The 14961-nt window shown below is 66.2% G+C and carries 16 protein-coding genes; 7 read left to right on the plus strand and 9 right to left on the minus strand.

The features are described from left to right. Positions 1-88: 88 nt before the first annotated feature. On the minus strand, positions 89-565 hold the full coding sequence (locus ACFO0G_RS05615) for a MarR family winged helix-turn-helix transcriptional regulator (RefSeq protein WP_376976725.1): 477 nt from the start codon (positions 563-565) through the stop codon (positions 89-91). A gap of 100 nt (positions 566-665) precedes the next feature. Here ACFO0G_RS05615 and ACFO0G_RS05620 point away from each other — a divergent pair, with 100 nt between their 5' ends. Continuing rightward, complete coding sequence (locus tag ACFO0G_RS05620; RefSeq protein WP_376976726.1) at positions 666-1394, plus strand: hypothetical protein; 729 nt, start codon at positions 666-668, stop codon at positions 1392-1394. After that, positions 1391-2203, plus strand: a complete 813-nt coding sequence (locus tag ACFO0G_RS05625; protein ID WP_376976727.1) for an SDR family NAD(P)-dependent oxidoreductase — start codon at positions 1391-1393, stop codon at positions 2201-2203. Before ACFO0G_RS05620 ends, ACFO0G_RS05625 begins: the two co-directional genes overlap by 4 nt. A gap of 20 nt (positions 2204-2223) precedes the next feature. Here the strand turns inward: ACFO0G_RS05625 and ACFO0G_RS05630 are convergent, their stop codons facing one another. The 7 genes from ACFO0G_RS05630 to pxpA all read right to left on the minus strand — a co-directional run bounded on the left by ACFO0G_RS05630 (position 2224) and on the right by pxpA (position 7965). Further along, positions 2224-2478 carry a MarR family winged helix-turn-helix transcriptional regulator gene (locus tag ACFO0G_RS05630; protein WP_376976728.1) on the minus strand — a complete coding sequence of 85 codons (255 nt, stop codon included), beginning with the start codon at positions 2476-2478 and terminating at the stop codon, positions 2224-2226. Between the two features lie 145 nt (positions 2479-2623). Then, positions 2624-3553: an NADP-dependent oxidoreductase gene (locus ACFO0G_RS05635; protein WP_376976729.1), complete on the minus strand. Its 930-nt coding sequence runs from the start codon at positions 3551-3553 to the stop codon at positions 2624-2626. Between the two features lie 156 nt (positions 3554-3709). Then, entirely contained in the window at positions 3710-4696 is a 987-nt protein-coding gene (locus ACFO0G_RS05640) for a 5-oxoprolinase subunit C family protein (RefSeq protein WP_376976730.1), read from the minus strand. Then, complete coding sequence (locus tag ACFO0G_RS05645; RefSeq protein ID WP_376976731.1) at positions 4686-5591, minus strand: 5-oxoprolinase subunit B family protein; 906 nt, start codon at positions 5589-5591, stop codon at positions 4686-4688. The genes ACFO0G_RS05640 and ACFO0G_RS05645 overlap by 11 nt, the downstream gene beginning before the upstream one ends. Beyond that, entirely contained in the window at positions 5588-6937 is a 1350-nt protein-coding gene (locus ACFO0G_RS05650) for an acetyl-CoA carboxylase biotin carboxylase subunit (protein WP_376976732.1), read from the minus strand. Before ACFO0G_RS05650 ends, ACFO0G_RS05645 begins: the two co-directional genes overlap by 4 nt. Positions 6938-6946: 9 nt before the next feature. Beyond that, complete coding sequence (locus ACFO0G_RS05655; RefSeq protein WP_018770516.1) at positions 6947-7186, minus strand: acetyl-CoA carboxylase; 240 nt, start codon at positions 7184-7186, stop codon at positions 6947-6949. A 14-nt stretch (positions 7187-7200) separates the two neighbouring features. Continuing rightward, positions 7201-7965: a 5-oxoprolinase subunit PxpA gene (pxpA, locus tag ACFO0G_RS05660; protein WP_376976733.1), complete on the minus strand. Its 765-nt coding sequence runs from the start codon at positions 7963-7965 to the stop codon at positions 7201-7203. Between the two features lie 100 nt (positions 7966-8065). Between pxpA and ACFO0G_RS05665 the strand changes: the two genes are divergently transcribed. Then, complete coding sequence (locus ACFO0G_RS05665; protein WP_376976734.1) at positions 8066-9511, plus strand: PucR family transcriptional regulator; 1446 nt, start codon at positions 8066-8068, stop codon at positions 9509-9511. Positions 9512-9537: 26 nt separating this feature from the next. Here ACFO0G_RS05665 and ACFO0G_RS05670 read toward each other — a convergent pair whose 3' ends face one another. Beyond that, positions 9538-10593 (minus strand): LacI family DNA-binding transcriptional regulator, encoded by a 1056-nt coding sequence (locus ACFO0G_RS05670; RefSeq protein WP_376976735.1) that lies wholly within the window; start codon positions 10591-10593, stop codon positions 9538-9540. Between the two features lie 271 nt (positions 10594-10864). Between ACFO0G_RS05670 and ACFO0G_RS05675 the strand changes: the two genes are divergently transcribed. The 4 genes from ACFO0G_RS05675 to ACFO0G_RS05690 are packed head-to-tail and all read left to right on the plus strand — an operon-like array spanning position 10865 to position 14959. Further along, complete coding sequence (locus ACFO0G_RS05675) at positions 10865-11884, plus strand: asparaginase (protein ID WP_376976736.1); 1020 nt, start codon at positions 10865-10867, stop codon at positions 11882-11884. Between the two features lie 42 nt (positions 11885-11926). Then, positions 11927-12817, plus strand: coding sequence for a polysaccharide deacetylase family protein (locus ACFO0G_RS05680; protein ID WP_376976737.1), 891 nt, complete (start codon positions 11927-11929; stop codon positions 12815-12817). Further along, on the plus strand, positions 12814-14205 hold the full coding sequence (locus ACFO0G_RS05685) for an MFS transporter (protein WP_376976738.1): 1392 nt from the start codon (positions 12814-12816) through the stop codon (positions 14203-14205). Before ACFO0G_RS05680 ends, ACFO0G_RS05685 begins: the two co-directional genes overlap by 4 nt. Further along, entirely contained in the window at positions 14192-14959 is a 768-nt protein-coding gene (locus ACFO0G_RS05690) for an SDR family NAD(P)-dependent oxidoreductase (RefSeq protein ID WP_376976739.1), read from the plus strand. The genes ACFO0G_RS05685 and ACFO0G_RS05690 overlap by 14 nt, the downstream gene beginning before the upstream one ends. The last annotated feature ends 2 nt before the right edge of the window (positions 14960-14961 follow it).

Consider the following 14961-nt stretch of genomic DNA (forward strand, 5'->3'; position numbering starts at 1 on the left):
CCTCGACGGCGGTGGAAGATGATGCGGGTCAGGCTAGCCCTGGCGGCGGGTGGGGGACAGGGGAGAAATGCCCTACTTTGTGCCTGCTTCAGCCCTGCTGGCTGACCGTGCCGCGGTGAAGGTCCCGGTCCAGTCCGTGACCGTCGGCAAGCTGCGCGAGCAGGCTGCCCAGCTGTGCGGCCTGCTCGCCCGTCAGGGGTGCCAGGAGTTCCGCTTCGTGTTGTTCGGCGATCCCGCGCAGCTCACGCAGCACCTGCCGGCCCGCCTGGGTGAGGTGCAGTTCGTAATTCCGCCGGTCCGTGCTGCTGCGGACTCTTTCCACCAAGCCGCGTCCCTGAAGCGAGTCGATAAGCGGAACCACCCGGCTGGGAACGATGCCCAACTTTTCCGCGACGGACCGCTGGCTCAGCCCCGGGGCGCGGCCCAGGAGGCGGATGACTCCGGCGTCGCCCGGCGTAAGGCCGATCTCGCGGGTGCGGTCGGCAAACCGGGACGATGCCACCGCTCCGAGCTGGGACAGGAGGAAAGCCGCGCGCTTCGACTGACCTTCGGCGGTTGGGTTCATGGCTCAAGAATACATCCTTGACAGAATAATTCTCCAGGTGAACCATTTTAGTAGTGACGCAGTTCCTGTGCAGCCATAGCCCGAGTGGAAGGGTGCAGCCATGACTGATCGTGCAGTGTTGAATGGGCGGAACGGAGCCCGATCCGGCGGGCCACATCCCGGGGTCCTTGCCAGTGTCAGCCTGGGAATCTTCCTGGCCAGCCTGGCGGCAATCCCCGTGGTCGCCGGCGGCCAATGGTTTGTTTCCCCGATTGCGCCAGCGGTTGACGTGGCGGAATTCTTCCGCCGGTACGGCGTGGCCGCGCAGGTGGCCGGCATGCTGCAGTTCGGTTCGGCTGTGCCCCTGGGGATCTTTGCCGCCACGGTCTATGCCCGGCAGCTTCGGTTGGGCGTGCGCGTCCCCGGACCGGCCATCGGCTTCTTCGGTGGCATCAGCGCGGCGGTGTTCCTCATGCTGTCGGGGCTCATCACGTGGCTGCTGGGCCGTCCCGAAATCACGGCGGACACGGCCCTGGCACAGGCGCTCGCCTTCCTCGCGTTCCTCACCGCAGGGGTGGGCTTCGTGGTGGGGCTTGGCCTGCTCGTGGCCGGCATCGCCGTCCCGTCCCTCATCCTTGGCTTCCTGCCGCGCTGGCTTGCGTGGGCCGGCCTGGTCATCGCGGCCCTGTCCGAACTGAGTTTCCTTTCGATGGTCTTCGAGCCGCTCGAGTTCCTTCTCCCGATCGGGCGCTTCGGCGGGCTTGTGTGGCTGATCGCAGCCGGTTTCCTGCTGCCTAGCCGGCGCGCGGCAGCGAACCAGGAAGGGCGCACGCAGGCGGCGTCGCGATGACGACGGCGGAGCACGGCGTGGCGGGGCGGGACAGTCAGATGTCCGGCAAGGTGGTGCTGGTCACCGGAGCGAGCAGGGGCATCGGCGCCGCGACTGCTACCGCATTTGCCGACGCCGGAGCGGAGGTGGTGCTGACAGCCCGGGACGGCGACGCCCTGTCCAGTCAGGCCGAGGCCATCCGCCGGAGCGGCGGCAGCGCAGTGGCCGTGCCGGCGGATGTGACCAGTGAGGATTCGGTAAGGGCGCTCCTGGCCGAGGTCCGCCAGCGATTCGGGCGGCTGGATGCCGCGGTTAACAACGCCGCAGGCGGTGGTCGGCCGCCGGCGCCGCTCGCCGAATGGGCCAGCGCCGATTTCGACAGTGCCCTCGCCGTCAGTCTCCGCGGTGTCTTCCTGTGCCTGAAGTACGAAATCGAGCTGATGCTGGCCGGCGGGACCGGAGGGGCGATCGTGAACCTGTCCTCCACCGCCGGAGAACAGGGCGTGGCCGGGCTGAGTGGATACGTCGCCGGCAAATTCGGTGTGGGCGGACTGACCCGGGTGGCGGCCCTTGATTACGCCGCCCGGGGGATCCGGGTCAACGCGATCGCCCCGGGGCCGATCCTCACGGACCGCCTGGCGGCAGCAGAGCAGGCGGCCCAGGAACGGGTGGCTGCATCCGTGCCTCTGGGCCGGATCGGCACCACTGCGGACGTTGCCGCCGCAGCGGTATGGCTGTGCTCCGGACAGTCCAGCTTTGTCACTGGTACCGTGTTGGCCGTCGACGGCGGCCGGCTGGCGGGGACTCCGGCGTTCAATACGGGCAACTAGGACAAACCAGGGACGGCAAGTCAGGCAGAACCCGACGGCGGATCGGCCTCTTCAATCTCGGGCCGGGCCAGACGGCGGAGAAGGCTTACCGCGTCCTTGACGGGGACAGGCTGGAAGAACTGGGCGTCCGCTAGTTCGACGGCGGCAATCGCGCGAGGTGCCACGTCAGCTCCCGCCCGGGTGACGCGCAGCCGTTTGGCTCGGGTGTCGGCCGGATCCACTTCCCGTTCGATCAGTCCTTTGGCTTCCAGGGTGCGCAGGACCTGCGGGGCCATCTTGACGTCCGTACCGGCCTGTCGGGCGACGGCCAGCTGGTTCGGGTGCTCGGTCCAGAGGTGGGCTTGGCCTGTATGGAGCCGTGAATTTCGGACACAGTGAAGGCCCCGCCCCTTAGGGGCGGAGCCTTCACTCGCTGTCAGGTCAGGAGTCCTGGTCGACGGAAACCACGATCTTGCCGCGGGTGTGGCCTTCCATGTTGGAGCGGAAGGCGTCGGCGGCCTTATCCAGCGGGAAGACCTCGGCAACCTCAACGCGGAGCTTGCCGCTGTCCGCCAGGTCAGCCAGTTCCTGCAGGTCGGAGCCCACCGGGGTGACCCACATCCACTCGCCGCCGTGCTCTTCCACGTCGCTGTCCGCAATGGAGGCGTGGCGGCCGTTTTCGGCCAGCACCGCCAGCGTGGCTTGCAGGTTCCCGCCGACGAAGTCGGCCACCACCTCCACGCCCTCGGGGCGCAGCGCGCGCACGCGGTCCGCGAGTCCCTCCCCGTAGGCGACAGGCTCGGCGCCGAGGGAGCGGAGGAACTCGTGGTTCTTCTCCGAGGCGGTGGCGATGACGCTGGCGCCCAGGGCCACGGCGATCTGGATGCCAAGGGACCCTACGCCCCCGGACCCGCCATGGATCAGGACCGTTTCCCCAGACTTCAGGCCCAGCCGGTTGAGGACCTGATAGGCGGTGAGGCCAGCCAGCGGCAGGCCAGCAGATTCGTTCCAGTCAAATGAGGCGGGCTTCTTGGCCAGCACGCGCTCCGGAAGCGCAATGTACTCGGCGAAGCTGCCGCCGTGGACGTAGTCCTTGCGGCCGTAGGCGATGACCTCGTCGCCGGGCTGGAACTGCCGGGAGTCGATGCCCATCGATTCCACAACGCCGGCCACGTCCCAGCCGGGGATGGCGGGGAACTGCAGGTCCATGACCTGGTCCAGTCCGCCAGCCATGATCTTCCAGTCCACCGGGTTCACTGCGGCTGCCTTGACCTTGACCAGGACCATCCCGGGCCCCACCTTCGGCATCGGCTGCTCGCCGTATTCGAGGACGTCCGGATTTCCGTATGAGCTGTAAGTGATTGCCTTCATGGTTGCGACAACCAGTTGGCCTGGCTGGGCTATTCCGGATCGAGCGGGGAAGTGGCATATCGCACGCTAAAGCAGGCCAGCGCCCCCTGCGTGGCACCGGCCTGCTTTCTGCTTCCGGTCCAGCTCGTTGCTGTGGGCTGGTCCGGCCTGAGCTGATCAGCGGGTGGCGCCCAGTGCCGCCCATGCCTTGTTGCGGCGCTCGGCAAGATCCCGCCGCGCCTCAAGGGCATCGTCCATGCTGACAGCCACAAACCGGGTTGCCGTTCCGGGGGCTGCCCGGGCCACCAGGTCCATGTCGGCGCTGATCACCGTGCCCACCATCGCGTAGCCTCCGCCGGAGACGGCGTCGCGGTGCAGGATGATCGGCTGCGTGCCGCCGGGAATCTGGATGGACCCCACGGCGTACCCTGCATCCACGATGTTGGAAGGGTCCGAGCCGGCGCCGAAAGGCTGTTCCCGCTCCTTCCATTTCACCCCTGGGCCGGAGTAGCGCAGGCCCATCCGGTCAGCCACCGGAGTCACCTTCCAGTCCTCGTTGAGCAGATTGGCCAGGCCTTCGTCGGTGAGGCGGTGGTCATACAGCCCCAGCACTATCCGGACTTCCTGTTCCTTGGCGTAAACGGGCCGGAACTCCTCAGGGACACTGTCGGCCTGGGGGAGTTTTCCGTCGTTCAGGGGAGCGCCCACGGGGACCACGTCACCTGCCTCAAGCTTCCGTCCCTTGAACCCACCGATCGCGCCGAGGCTGTACGTGGACCGGCTGCCGAGCACCTCCGGGACGTCGATGCCGCCCTGGACTGCGATGTAGTAGCGGGTGCCGCCCCGGATGACGCCGAAGGACAGCTGGTCCCCGGCCTTCAGCTCCAGGCGGCTCCACTGTGGCCGCGGCTCCCCGTTGACCTTCACCTCCACGGGCGCGCCCGTGACGGCGACGACGGCATCGCTGTCGGTGGTCAGCACGGGGCCAAGGTAGGTGCATTCCAGGACCGCTTCCCGGGCCGTATTTCCCACCAGCGCGTTTCCGAGCTCAGCGGAGTATTGGTCCATGGAGCCGCTTTGCGGGATGCCCACGTTGTAGTGGCCGGTGCGCCCCTGGTCCTGGACCGTGGTGGCCAGGCCGGGGTTTCCAATTTCAAATGCCATTGAGGGCCTCCATGAGTTCACGGTTGTAGCCTTCGGGGTCGGCCAGTGCCTTGGACAGCTCGAAGGTCACCGGCGCCTGCCGGTAGCGGAAGGTCCCGGCGGAGATCTCGGCCTGGATGTCGTTGTACTCGGCCTCCGTCACCGGCTTGAATTTCACGATGTCCCCCGGGCGGAAGAACACCATGAAGTCCTTGAAGTCCGCCAGGGCCTGGTCTGGATCAAAGATGGGGGCTGCGGCCACACCGAACATCTGGTACCCGCCGGCGCCGCGGACGGAGTAGATGCAGCCGAAGCATCCGCCGTGGCCCACAGTGAGTTTGGGGGTGTCGGTCCGCGGGCTGAGGTACTTGGGGACCTCCAGCTGTTTCTCGCGGTCCACCAGCTGGAACAGGAACGGCAGCCCGGCCACGAAGCCAACCATGGACACCAGCCATGGCTGTTCATGGTGCCGCTGGATGAACTCCGCAGCATCCTTGAGATGGTTGACCTTGGCCGCGTAGTCGATGTCGCTGCCTTCGGGCTCCTGGTGGAACCCTTCACGGAAGCGTTCTGCAACTTCCGCGGTGAAGGGGTCCTCGTACCAGACCGGGACTTCAACGATTCGGGTTTCGAGCGCCCGCTCCTGGTGGGACGACAGGTCGCTCTCGATCCCACGCACCGCCGCTTCCAGCTGTTCCGGCGGCAGGACGTCGGGATCGAACCGCACCAGCAGGGAGGCATTGGCGGGGCAGATGTCCACGATTCCCGGCAGCCGGGCCTCGGAGAGCTTGCCGGCTATGGACATAACTTTGAAGTTCGCGGGTAGGCTCATGGCCTCGGAAACTTCGACGAACAGGAACTCATCGCCGCCCCAGGTGTAGCGGGCTCCGGGGAGGACGGCTGCTTCGGTGGTCATTTCGCCCCCAACAGGTCGGCTGCGGTTTCTATGAACTTTGAGTGGTGGGTGACCTCGGCAAATTCGGGGCGTGCCAGCAGTGCCAAGTGCACGGGGACGGTGGTCTTGACCCCTTCAATGTGGGTTTCCTCCAACGCCGCGAGGGTGGCCGCGATGGCGGCATCGCGGTCGGCGGCGTGGACGATCAGCTTTGCCAGGAGCGAGTCGTAGTACGGGCTCACCACCGAGCCCGCCTCCACTCCGGTGTCCACCCGGATTCCCTCACCCGAGGGCCATTCCAGGGATTTGATGACTCCCGGGCTGGGGAAGAAGTGGTGGTTGGGGTCTTCTGCGTTGATGCGGCATTCGATGGCGTGGCCGTTGAAGTGCACGTCGTCCTGCGTAATGGACATGGATCCGGTGGAGGCGATCAGTAGCTGCTCCCGGACCAGGTCCACGCCGGTGATCTGTTCGGTGATTGGGTGCTCCACCTGGATGCGGGTGTTCATCTCAATGAACGCTGCCTCATGGTTGGCGGGGTCGTACAGGAACTCCACTGTTCCCGCTCCGTGGTAGCCGCACTCGCGGGCAAGAGCCACGGACGACTCCCGGATGGTGGCCCGGACCGCCTCCGGAAGGTCGGGGGCAGGAGCTTCCTCCACAACTTTCTGCGAACGGCGCTGCATGGAGCAGTCGCGGTCGCCCAGGTGGATGAAGTTAGTTCCGTCACCGAGGACCTGCACTTCAACGTGGCGGGCATGCTCCACGAAGCGTTCCAGATAGACCGTGTCATCGCCGAAGACCGCGGCGGCTTCGCCCCGGGCCATTTCGATGGTGTCCAGTAGTTCGCTTTCCTCGTGCACGAACCGGATGCCCCTTCCGCCGCCGCCGGCGGATGCCTTCACCACCAGCGGGTAGCCGATGCCGCGGGCGACTCCCAGGGCGTCCGCCTCCGGGTCCAAGGGCCCGTCGGAGCCCCGGAGCACGGGAACGCCGGCCTTGGCTGCAGCCTCCCGGGCCAGCGACTTGTCGCCCATCATGGCGATGGTGTCCGAGTTCGGGCCCACCCAGGTCAGGCCTGCCTCAGCCACCTTGCGGGCGAAGTCGGCGTTTTCGGAGAGGAAACCGTAGCCGGGGTGCACTGCATCGCATCCTTGCTCAAGGGCTGCGGCCACCAGGGCGTCCTGATTCAGGTAGCTGGCGGTTGCCATGGCCGGGCCGACCACCACGTAGTGGTCAACCGATCGGGCTGCCAGGGATTCGACGTCGGGCTCGCTGACCGCCAGGACGGTCTCGATACCCATCTCGCGGGCGGTCCTGGCGACCCGCACGGCGATTTCGCCGCGGTTTGCGATAAACAGTTTCATGGGCTGCCTTTATCCTTCCCGGATGACGACGATGGAGTCGCCCGGGTTGACCATGTCGCCTTCGTTGACTTCAAAGGATTCAAGGGTCCCGGCGACGTCTGACTGGATCTCGGTGAACTGCTTCATGATTTCCACAATCCCGATGGTCTGGCCGACTTCGATGGTGTCGCCTTCATTGGCGAACGGGGGTTTGCCCGGTCCGGGCTTGCGGTAGAAGACTCCGGGGAGGGGTGAAACGATCGTGGCCATTGTGCTGCTCGCTTTCAGGAGTGGGTGGATCGGGACGAGGTGAGCGCCTTGCGTACAGCGGAGGCGACGTCGACGGCGTTGGGGGCATCGGAATGGACGCAGATGCTTTGGAAGGCGATGTTGAGGGGAGTGCCGTCGACGGCGAGGACGGGCTCGCCTGCCACCGCGCGGCTGACGCGTTCCGCTGCGGCGTCCGGGTCCGTGGGGGCGGGGCGGCGCTGGATGAGGAGCTCACCGGCCGGGCCGTAATTGAGGTCCACGTAGAGCTCGGCGACGAACTCCACCCCCATGGCGCGGCACACGGATTCGTGCGCGGTGCCAGCGAGGCCGTAGAACGGAACTCCGAATTGTTTGGCTGTTCCGGCTGCCGCCTGCATCAGTTCTTCGTCCCCGGCGAGCATGCCGTAGAGGGCGCCGTGGGGCTTGATGTGGTTGAGGGACAGCCCGTTCTTGGCCAGGAAGGCGGTCAGGGCCCCTGTCTGGTACAGGATGATCGTCTCGACCTCTTCAGGGGTGAGGACCATGCGGCGGCGGCCGAAACCCATAGGGTCCGGGAGGCCGGGATGCGCCCCGACAGCCACGCCGTGTTCGGCGGCAAGGGCTACCGTTCGGTTCATGACGTCCGGGTCCCCGGCGTGGTAGCCGCAGGCGACGTTGGCAACGTCGATGATCTCCATGAGGGCGGCATCATTGCCGAACTCGTGCAATCCAAAGCCTTCACCCATGTCCGAATTGAGGAGCACCTGAGCAGGCGTGGTTTCCGTCACGTTATTTTGCATGCAGGCAACGGTACAGAGGCGGGGAGCCCGCTGGAATTGGGCGGATCGCCGAAGATGGGCAGGCCGATTATGCTTTTTGCACTACTCAGGAGGAACTGCCATGCGTGTTGCCGATCTCGTCGCGGACTCCGCGCTGAACATCCGCCTTGCCGTGCCCGGCGCTCAGGGGCGGTTAAACCGTCCGATTGCCTGGTGCGCGCCCACGGAGCACATGGACCCCACGCCCTTCCTTAGCGTGAACGCGCTGCTGCTGACCAACGGGATGGGCCTCAACGTCCGGGACTACCGCATCTGGGATGCCTACGTTGAGCGGCTGATGTCCGTGCCCGTGTCGGGCCTCGTTTTCGGCCTGGGCGCAGCGCATCGGGAACTGCCGCCGGGACTGGTGAAGGCCTGCGAAGAGCACGGCCTTCCGTTGCTTGAACTGCCGCCGGAGGTGCCGTTCATCCAGGTGATGAGGCATGTGGACCAGCTCATCGCCGCGGAGCGTTACGCCGAACTGCGCGCCGGGTGGGATCTGGCCGATGAGTGCACCAGGCTGGCAGCGGGCGGCCATTCGCTGGCGCAGGTGTTGGAACGGGTGGCAACCGCAATCCAGGCGCGGGTGGCAGTCCTGGACCACAACGGGTTCGAGCTTTTGTCGGCAGGGACGGCCGGGGGCGGAACGGCCCGGACAACCCTGAGCCTGCCCAGCGGCTCAACCCTCCGGTTCAAGCTGGCCATCGAGGGGATAACCAGCAGCCTGGTCCTGCAGCCACTGCTGGGCCCGGTGGCCGCCGTCATTGCCATGCAGCTGAGCTACACGCTTGGTTCCCGGTCGCCCCTGCATTCACGGGAAGCCGCACGGTTCATGGAGGCACTCTACGAAGCCAGGGGAACTCCGGGCCCGGCCCTGCGGCGCTACGCCGCGGAGGCCGGGTTCGAACCGGACGGGAAGTGGGGCTCGGTGCTGATCGGCGGCGCAGGGGAGGTGGCACCAGCCAAGCTCCGGACCATCGCCTGGCGCGTGCGGGTGGGCCTGCAGACCGAATACAGGACGGTGCGGTTCATGGAGGAGGCGGGCCTTACCACCGTGCTGGTGCAGCGCGGGGAAGACGGGACGGAGCTGATGGAAGCCGTCGGGAAGTCCTTCCAGGACGCGCCGGAACTGTCCGCCGTCGTCTCCGAATGCGCGAACCTGGACGAACTGCCGTTGGTGCTGCAGCTGGCCCGCCGCCGGGTGGGCGAGCCAGGGCTGCAGCAGGCGCCGGTGGCGGACCTTGCCGGCGTGGTGCAGGGCCTGCCCGGGGCAGGGCTCGTGGCAATGTCCGGGCGCCTGCTTGCCCCGTTGATGTCCGACGGCGGCACCTCCTTGCGTCAGACGCTTGAGGTGTACCTGCGGCACAGTGGGAATGCCCGCGAGGCCTGCCGGGAGCTGTTCATCCACCGCAACACGCTGACCTACAGGCTGCGCAAGATTGAGGAGTTGCTGCAGGTGGACCTGAACGACGGCGAAGTCAGGGCCACCTGCCTGCTGGCCCTGCGGATCGTGGCCGCCGGAACCTAGTTATCGCGACACCAGTTGGTGTGAACCTAGTTAGCGGCCATCTCCGCAGGTGCCCTGGCGGCGCTGCTTTCGCGCACGAACAGGGTTGGCTCCAGCCGCTCTGGCGGGGGATTCTCGCCCCTGAGAACCGCCTGCATGAGCTTTACGGCGGTCCGTCCAATGTCCGCCATGGGGGAGTGGACCGAGGTGAGCGGAATGGGAAGTTCGGCCGCCAGGGAGGTGTCGTTGTAGCCCACCACTGCCACGTCCTGCCCTACGGTGAGGCCGCGGGAGCGGAGGGCGCCCATCGCTCCGATGGCGGCGAAATCGTTGACGGCAAAGATCGCGGTGGGACGCGGCCTGCCGCTGGCAAGGATCTTCTCCCCGGCCTCGCGGCCGCCGGCCGTGTCGAACCTGGACCAGACCACATCATCATCCGAGATGGTTCCGCCCAGCGACCGCCAGCGGTCCAGGAAGCCTGCAGTGCGGTCGACGGCGGTGCTTGCGTAGGGTTCGCCGGCGATGACCGCCACCTGCCGGTGGCCCATTTCCCACAAGTGGCTGGCAACGAGTTCGCCGCCGACGACGTCATCGCAGGTGGCGGACGGGTAACCCGGCACCCGCCGGTTCATCAGCACGAACGGGACCTTCCGGTCCGTCAGTTCCTGCAAAAGGCCGCCGTCAAGGTGGGCATCGCCAATGATCAGGCCGTCCACGCGGCGTGCCAGCATGAGGTCGATCTTCCGCCGTTGTTCCTCCGGGTCGTCGCGGGAGTTCATCACGAACGCGGAGTACCCCACCTCGGCTGACGCCTCGTCAATGCCCTCGTACATGATGGCCAGGACCAGGTCCGAAAGCCGGGGGACGATGACGCCGAGCAGTTTGGTGCGCCGGGTGCGGAGGCTGGCGGCCTGCGGATCGGGGGAGTAGCCAAGCTTGCGGGCCAGTTCCCGGACGCGCTTGGCGGTGGCAGCCGAGGCGGCTCCCTTGGCCACATCGGACCCGGAATGCAGGACCCTGGAAACAGTCGAGGGGTGGACGCCCAGCTCGCGCGCCAGATCCTTCAGCGTGACCGTTTTGCCGCCGTCGGCGTTTTCTTTCATGTTCTTCTCCTGCCCCCTCGGGCCACTGTAGTCCAGGTCGGCCGCCCCGGCCTGCTCCAAAAAAGGGTTCCAAGTAACCCTTGACGTGACCCCCTTCACAATCCTAGAGTCATTCATCAGCACAACCCAAACGTTTGGGTAGCAATCCTTGAGCCCCTTCCGGCGCCCACCCCTGCGCCGCCCCTCTCGTCTTCAAAAGCAACGCCCGTTCTTCGCTGGAACGCTACCCAAACGATTGGGTTGCGGACCTCGCGCCAACCCCGGAGCTGGAATGACATTTACCGACCCACATGTGGTGCTGCTGGCCACGGGGGGCACGATCTCATCGCGGGCTTCCGAAGCCGGCGGCGCCGTAGCCTCCGATACAGGCGAGCAGGTGTTCAAAGCCCTCGGCTCGCCTGTGTCCCACCCCGTGCGGGTGCTGGACGTGTTCCAGAAGGGCTCCTACCTCCTGACGTTCGAGGACATGCTCAGGATCTGCACCACCATCAAGGAGGTCCTCCAGGACCCCAATGTCCTGGGCGTGGTGGTGACCCACGGAACGGACACCATGGAGGAGACCGCCTACCTCGCGGACCTGATGCACAACGGCGAGCAGCCCGTCGTCTTCACCGGTGCGCAACGGGCGGCCGATTCCGAAACTCCCGACGGGCCGGACAACCTGGCCCGGGCCATCGCCGTCGCCGGCTCGGAGGACGCGCGGGGACAAGGCGTGATGATCCAGTTTGCCGGCACCGTCTTCCCTGCCGCCGGGGCCCGAAAAAGCCAAACTCTTCGGCTCAATGCCTTTGCAAACCCCGATTTCGGGGTACTTGGCCAGGTATCAGCCCGAGGAGAGATTGCCATGGCCGGCAGCGCCGGCAGGCCCGATGCCCTGCCCCTGCCCCAGCCGGGCGGCCGCTCCCCACGGGTGGACCTCGTTGCCGCCTACCCCGGCGCGGACTCCACCCTGATGCACGCCGCCCTTGAAGCAGGAGCGGCAGGCATCGTCCTGCAAGGTACCGGAAGCGGCAATGCCAACACCAGCCTCTGCTCCGAGGTCGCCGTCGCGGTGGCGTCTGGCGTCGTGGTGATCACCAGCACCCGTGTGGATGCGGGACCAGTCGTGCCCATCTACGGGGCCGGCGGGGGTGGTGAGGACCTGCGCGCCGCCGGGGCCATCAGCTCCGGCCACCTCCGCCCGTCGCAGTCACTGATCCTGCTCAACCTCCTGCTCAGGATCAACCCGGACCGGGAGTGGATCACCGAAGTCTTTACCCAAAGAGGGAGGCCTCCTGAACCTTCCGCCTGACACCCAGAACATCCCAGTTGAACGAATCGAAAGGAAATACTCATGGCTAAGGACATTCAAGTAGCGTTCGGCGTCGACGTTGACGCAGTGGCGGGCATGCTCGGCTCTTACGGAGGCGAGGACTCACCGTGTGACATCAGCCGCGGCCTGTTCAGCGGTGAAGTCGGGGGACCGCGCCTGGTCCGCCTCTTCCAGAAATACAACCTCCCGGCCACGTGGTTCGTGCCGGGCCACTCGATCGAGACCTTCCCCGAACTGACACAGATGATCGTGGACGCCGGGCATGAGATCGGCGTCCACGGATATTCACACGAAAATCCCATCGCCATGACGCGGGAACAGGAAACCGCCATCCTGGACCGTGCCATCGAACTGATTGAAAAGGTATCCGGCCGCCGGCCCACGGGCTACGTGGCGCCGTGGTGGGAATTCTCGCCGGTCACCAACGAAATCCTCCTTGAACGGGGCATCAAATACGACCACTCGCTGATGCACCGCGACTTCGAGCCGTACTACGTCCGCGTGGGGGACTCGTGGAAGAAGATCGACTACACCAAGGACGCGCAGACATGGATGGAGCCGCTGGTGCGCGGGGAGGAAACGGACCTGGTGGAAATCCCTGCCAATTGGTACCTCGATGACCTGCCTCCCATGATGTTCATCAAGGCATCACCTAACTCGCACGGGTTCGTCAACCCCCGCGACATCGAACAGATGTGGCGCGACCAGTTCGACTGGGTGTACCGCGAAATGGACCAGGCCGTCTTCACCATGACCATCCACCCGGACGTCTCCGGCCGTCCCCAGGTGCTCCTCATGCTCGAGCGCCTCATCGAACACATCAACTCCCATGAGGGCGTCAGCTGGTGCACCTTTGACCAGATCGCCGACTCCTTCCTGGCACGCAGCCCCCGAAAGGACAGCAAGTCATGAGCATCCAAGAACCGGCTGTTGACCTGACGCAGCCCCGGCCGGATGAGAAGCGCCGCTTCCCGGTCTTTTCCAAGCGCAACACCTCCACCGCCACAGTGCTTGCCCTGCTCGCCTGGACCGTGGCCGTCTTCGACTACGGCCTGTTCGGCACCCTGTTGCCGGCAATGCAGCAGGAATTCGGCTGGTCCGCCCCCGAGGCCTACGCCATCAACACCTGGATCGCCGTGGGCACCGCCATTGTCTGCTTCGGCATCGGACCTGTCATCGACAGGCTGGGCCGCCGCAAAGGCATGATGACCACCATCGGCGGCACCGCCGTCGTCTCCGGCCTGACCGCGCTGATCCCCACGGGCATCCCGTTCCTCAGCAACGCCCTGCTGGTGGTGATCCGTTCGTTCGGCGGGCTCGGATTCTCCGAGCAGGCGGTAAACGCCACGTACATGAACGAGGTGTACCAGGTCACCGAAGTGGCGGATAAGCGCAAGCGGCCCGGCTTCCACTACTCCTTCATCCAAGGCGGCTGGCCGCTCGGCTTCCTGCTCGCCAGCGCACTGGCCCTGGCCTTCCTGCCCTCCCTCGGCTGGCGTGCCCTGTACCTGATGGCCACCATCCCGGCCGCCATCATCGTCTGGACCATCGCCAAGAAGCTCAAGGAAACGCCCCAGTTCGAACTGCACCACAAGCTGACCGAGCTGGAAAAGCACGGGAAGTCAGAGGATGCCCACGCCCTCGCCCACGCCTACGGTGTGGAGCACTCCTCGGCAGCCCCGCTCAAGCGCATCTGGGAGCCGCACCTGCGCCGGAACACCATCGTCTTCTCCATCGCCTGGATCGTGAACTTCTTCGGCATCACCATCTTCAGCGTTTTGGGCAGCTCGGTGCTGAAGAACGCGAAGGGCGTGGAACTGTCCGACGCGTTCTGGATGCTGATCGTCATCAACATGCTGGCCTACTTCGGCTACGTCTTCCACGGCTGGCTCGGTGACAAGATCGGCCGTAAGCGGACCATCATCGGCGGCTGGATCCTCTCCGGCATTTCCTTCGCCATCATGCTCAGCCCCATCGCCACCAGCCCGGTCATGATTATCATCACCTACGGCGCCGGCCTCTTCTTCCTGGTGGGGCCGTACGCGGCCATCCAGTACTTCATGGCCGAGTGCTACCCGGTGAGCTGCCGGGCCACCGGAACGGCGTTCATCGGCGCCATGAGCCAGCCCGGAACCATCCTTGGCGGTGCCATCTTCACCGCCATCGCCGCCGGGAGCGGCACCGGCACCGCCGCCCTGTGGGTTGGCGCCGCCGGCACCCTGCTCTCTGGGCTGCTGATGTTCGCCGCCAAGCCCCCTGCCGAAGCACTGATGGAGGACCACCCGCATGACGTCGCATAACAAAGTCGCCATCATCACCGGTGCCGCCAGCGGTATCGGCCGTGCCCTGGCCGTCCATTACGCCCGCCAGGGCGTGGCGTCCGTCATCGGCACCTTCCCGGGCGATCCCCACGATCCGGAGGAAACCCTCCGGCTGGTTAAGGACGCCAGCGGAGAGGCCGTGATCCACGAAGTGGACGTCCGCACCACCGCGTCCGTGGACGCCCTGGCCCAGCGGGCCGTGGACGAATACGGCCGGCTGGACTACGCCATCGCCAACGCCGGGATCCTCCGCAATTCCCCGCTGGGGGAGATGACGGACGAACGCTGGCACGACATGCTCAACGTGGACCTCACCGGCGTGCTGCGCACGCTGCGGGCAGGGGCGGAGAGGATGTCCGACGGCGGCGCGCTGGTTGCGGTCTCGTCCATCGCCGGCGGCGTGTACGGGTGGGAGGAACATGCCCACTATGCCGCAGCCAAGGCGGGGGTCCTGGGCCTGGTCCGCAGCGTGGCCGTGGAGCTGGGCCCGCGCCAGATCAGGGCCAACGCCGTGATCCCCGGCCTCATTGAGACCCCTCAGTCCCTGGACCCGGTTAACTCGCTGGGTCCCGAGGGGCTGAAGCGTGCAGGCAACGACATTCCTTGGGGCCGGGTGGGAAAGCCGGAGGAGGTTGCCAGCGTGATCGGCTTCCTCACCTCCGACGATTCCCGTTACATCACCGGCCAGGCCCTGGTGGTTGACGGCGGCCTCACCGTCAAGATGCGCGCCTGACA

It is taken from the genome of Arthrobacter sedimenti (assembly GCF_042652025.1).
In the GTDB taxonomy this organism is placed as follows: Bacteria; Actinomycetota; Actinomycetes; order Actinomycetales; family Micrococcaceae; genus Arthrobacter; species Arthrobacter sedimenti.

What these genes read in the sequence shown, in the direction of transcription:
- ACFO0G_RS05640 (WP_376976730.1), bottom strand. Translation starts at nt 4,696, where the DNA reads ATGGCATTTGAAATTGGAAACCCCGGCCTGGCCACCACGGTCCAGGAC.
- ACFO0G_RS05680 (WP_376976737.1), top strand. Translation starts at nt 11,927, where the DNA reads ATGGCTAAGGACATTCAAGTAGCGTTCGGCGTCGACGTTGACGCAGTG.
- pxpA (WP_376976733.1), bottom strand. Translation starts at nt 7,965, where the DNA reads ATGCAAAATAACGTGACGGAAACCACGCCTGCTCAGGTGCTCCTCAAT.
- ACFO0G_RS05690 (WP_376976739.1), top strand. Translation starts at nt 14,192, where the DNA reads ATGACGTCGCATAACAAAGTCGCCATCATCACCGGTGCCGCCAGCGGT.
- ACFO0G_RS05630 (WP_376976728.1), bottom strand. Translation starts at nt 2,478, where the DNA reads ATGGCCCCGCAGGTCCTGCGCACCCTGGAAGCCAAAGGACTGATCGAA.
- ACFO0G_RS05635 (WP_376976729.1), bottom strand. Translation starts at nt 3,553, where the DNA reads ATGAAGGCAATCACTTACAGCTCATACGGAAATCCGGACGTCCTCGAA.
- ACFO0G_RS05645 (WP_376976731.1), bottom strand. Translation starts at nt 5,591, where the DNA reads ATGACCACCGAAGCAGCCGTCCTCCCCGGAGCCCGCTACACCTGGGGC.
- ACFO0G_RS05685 (WP_376976738.1), top strand. Translation starts at nt 12,814, where the DNA reads ATGAGCATCCAAGAACCGGCTGTTGACCTGACGCAGCCCCGGCCGGAT.
- ACFO0G_RS05625 (WP_376976727.1), top strand. Translation starts at nt 1,391, where the DNA reads ATGACGACGGCGGAGCACGGCGTGGCGGGGCGGGACAGTCAGATGTCC.
- ACFO0G_RS05620 (WP_376976726.1), top strand. Translation starts at nt 666, where the DNA reads ATGACTGATCGTGCAGTGTTGAATGGGCGGAACGGAGCCCGATCCGGC.
- ACFO0G_RS05665 (WP_376976734.1), top strand. Translation starts at nt 8,066, where the DNA reads ATGCGTGTTGCCGATCTCGTCGCGGACTCCGCGCTGAACATCCGCCTT.
- ACFO0G_RS05615 (WP_376976725.1), bottom strand. Translation starts at nt 565, where the DNA reads ATGAACCCAACCGCCGAAGGTCAGTCGAAGCGCGCGGCTTTCCTCCTG.
- ACFO0G_RS05675 (WP_376976736.1), top strand. Translation starts at nt 10,865, where the DNA reads ATGACATTTACCGACCCACATGTGGTGCTGCTGGCCACGGGGGGCACG.
- ACFO0G_RS05670 (WP_376976735.1), bottom strand. Translation starts at nt 10,593, where the DNA reads ATGAAAGAAAACGCCGACGGCGGCAAAACGGTCACGCTGAAGGATCTG.
- ACFO0G_RS05650 (WP_376976732.1), bottom strand. Translation starts at nt 6,937, where the DNA reads ATGAAACTGTTTATCGCAAACCGCGGCGAAATCGCCGTGCGGGTCGCC.
- ACFO0G_RS05655 (WP_018770516.1), bottom strand. Translation starts at nt 7,186, where the DNA reads ATGGCCACGATCGTTTCACCCCTCCCCGGAGTCTTCTACCGCAAGCCC.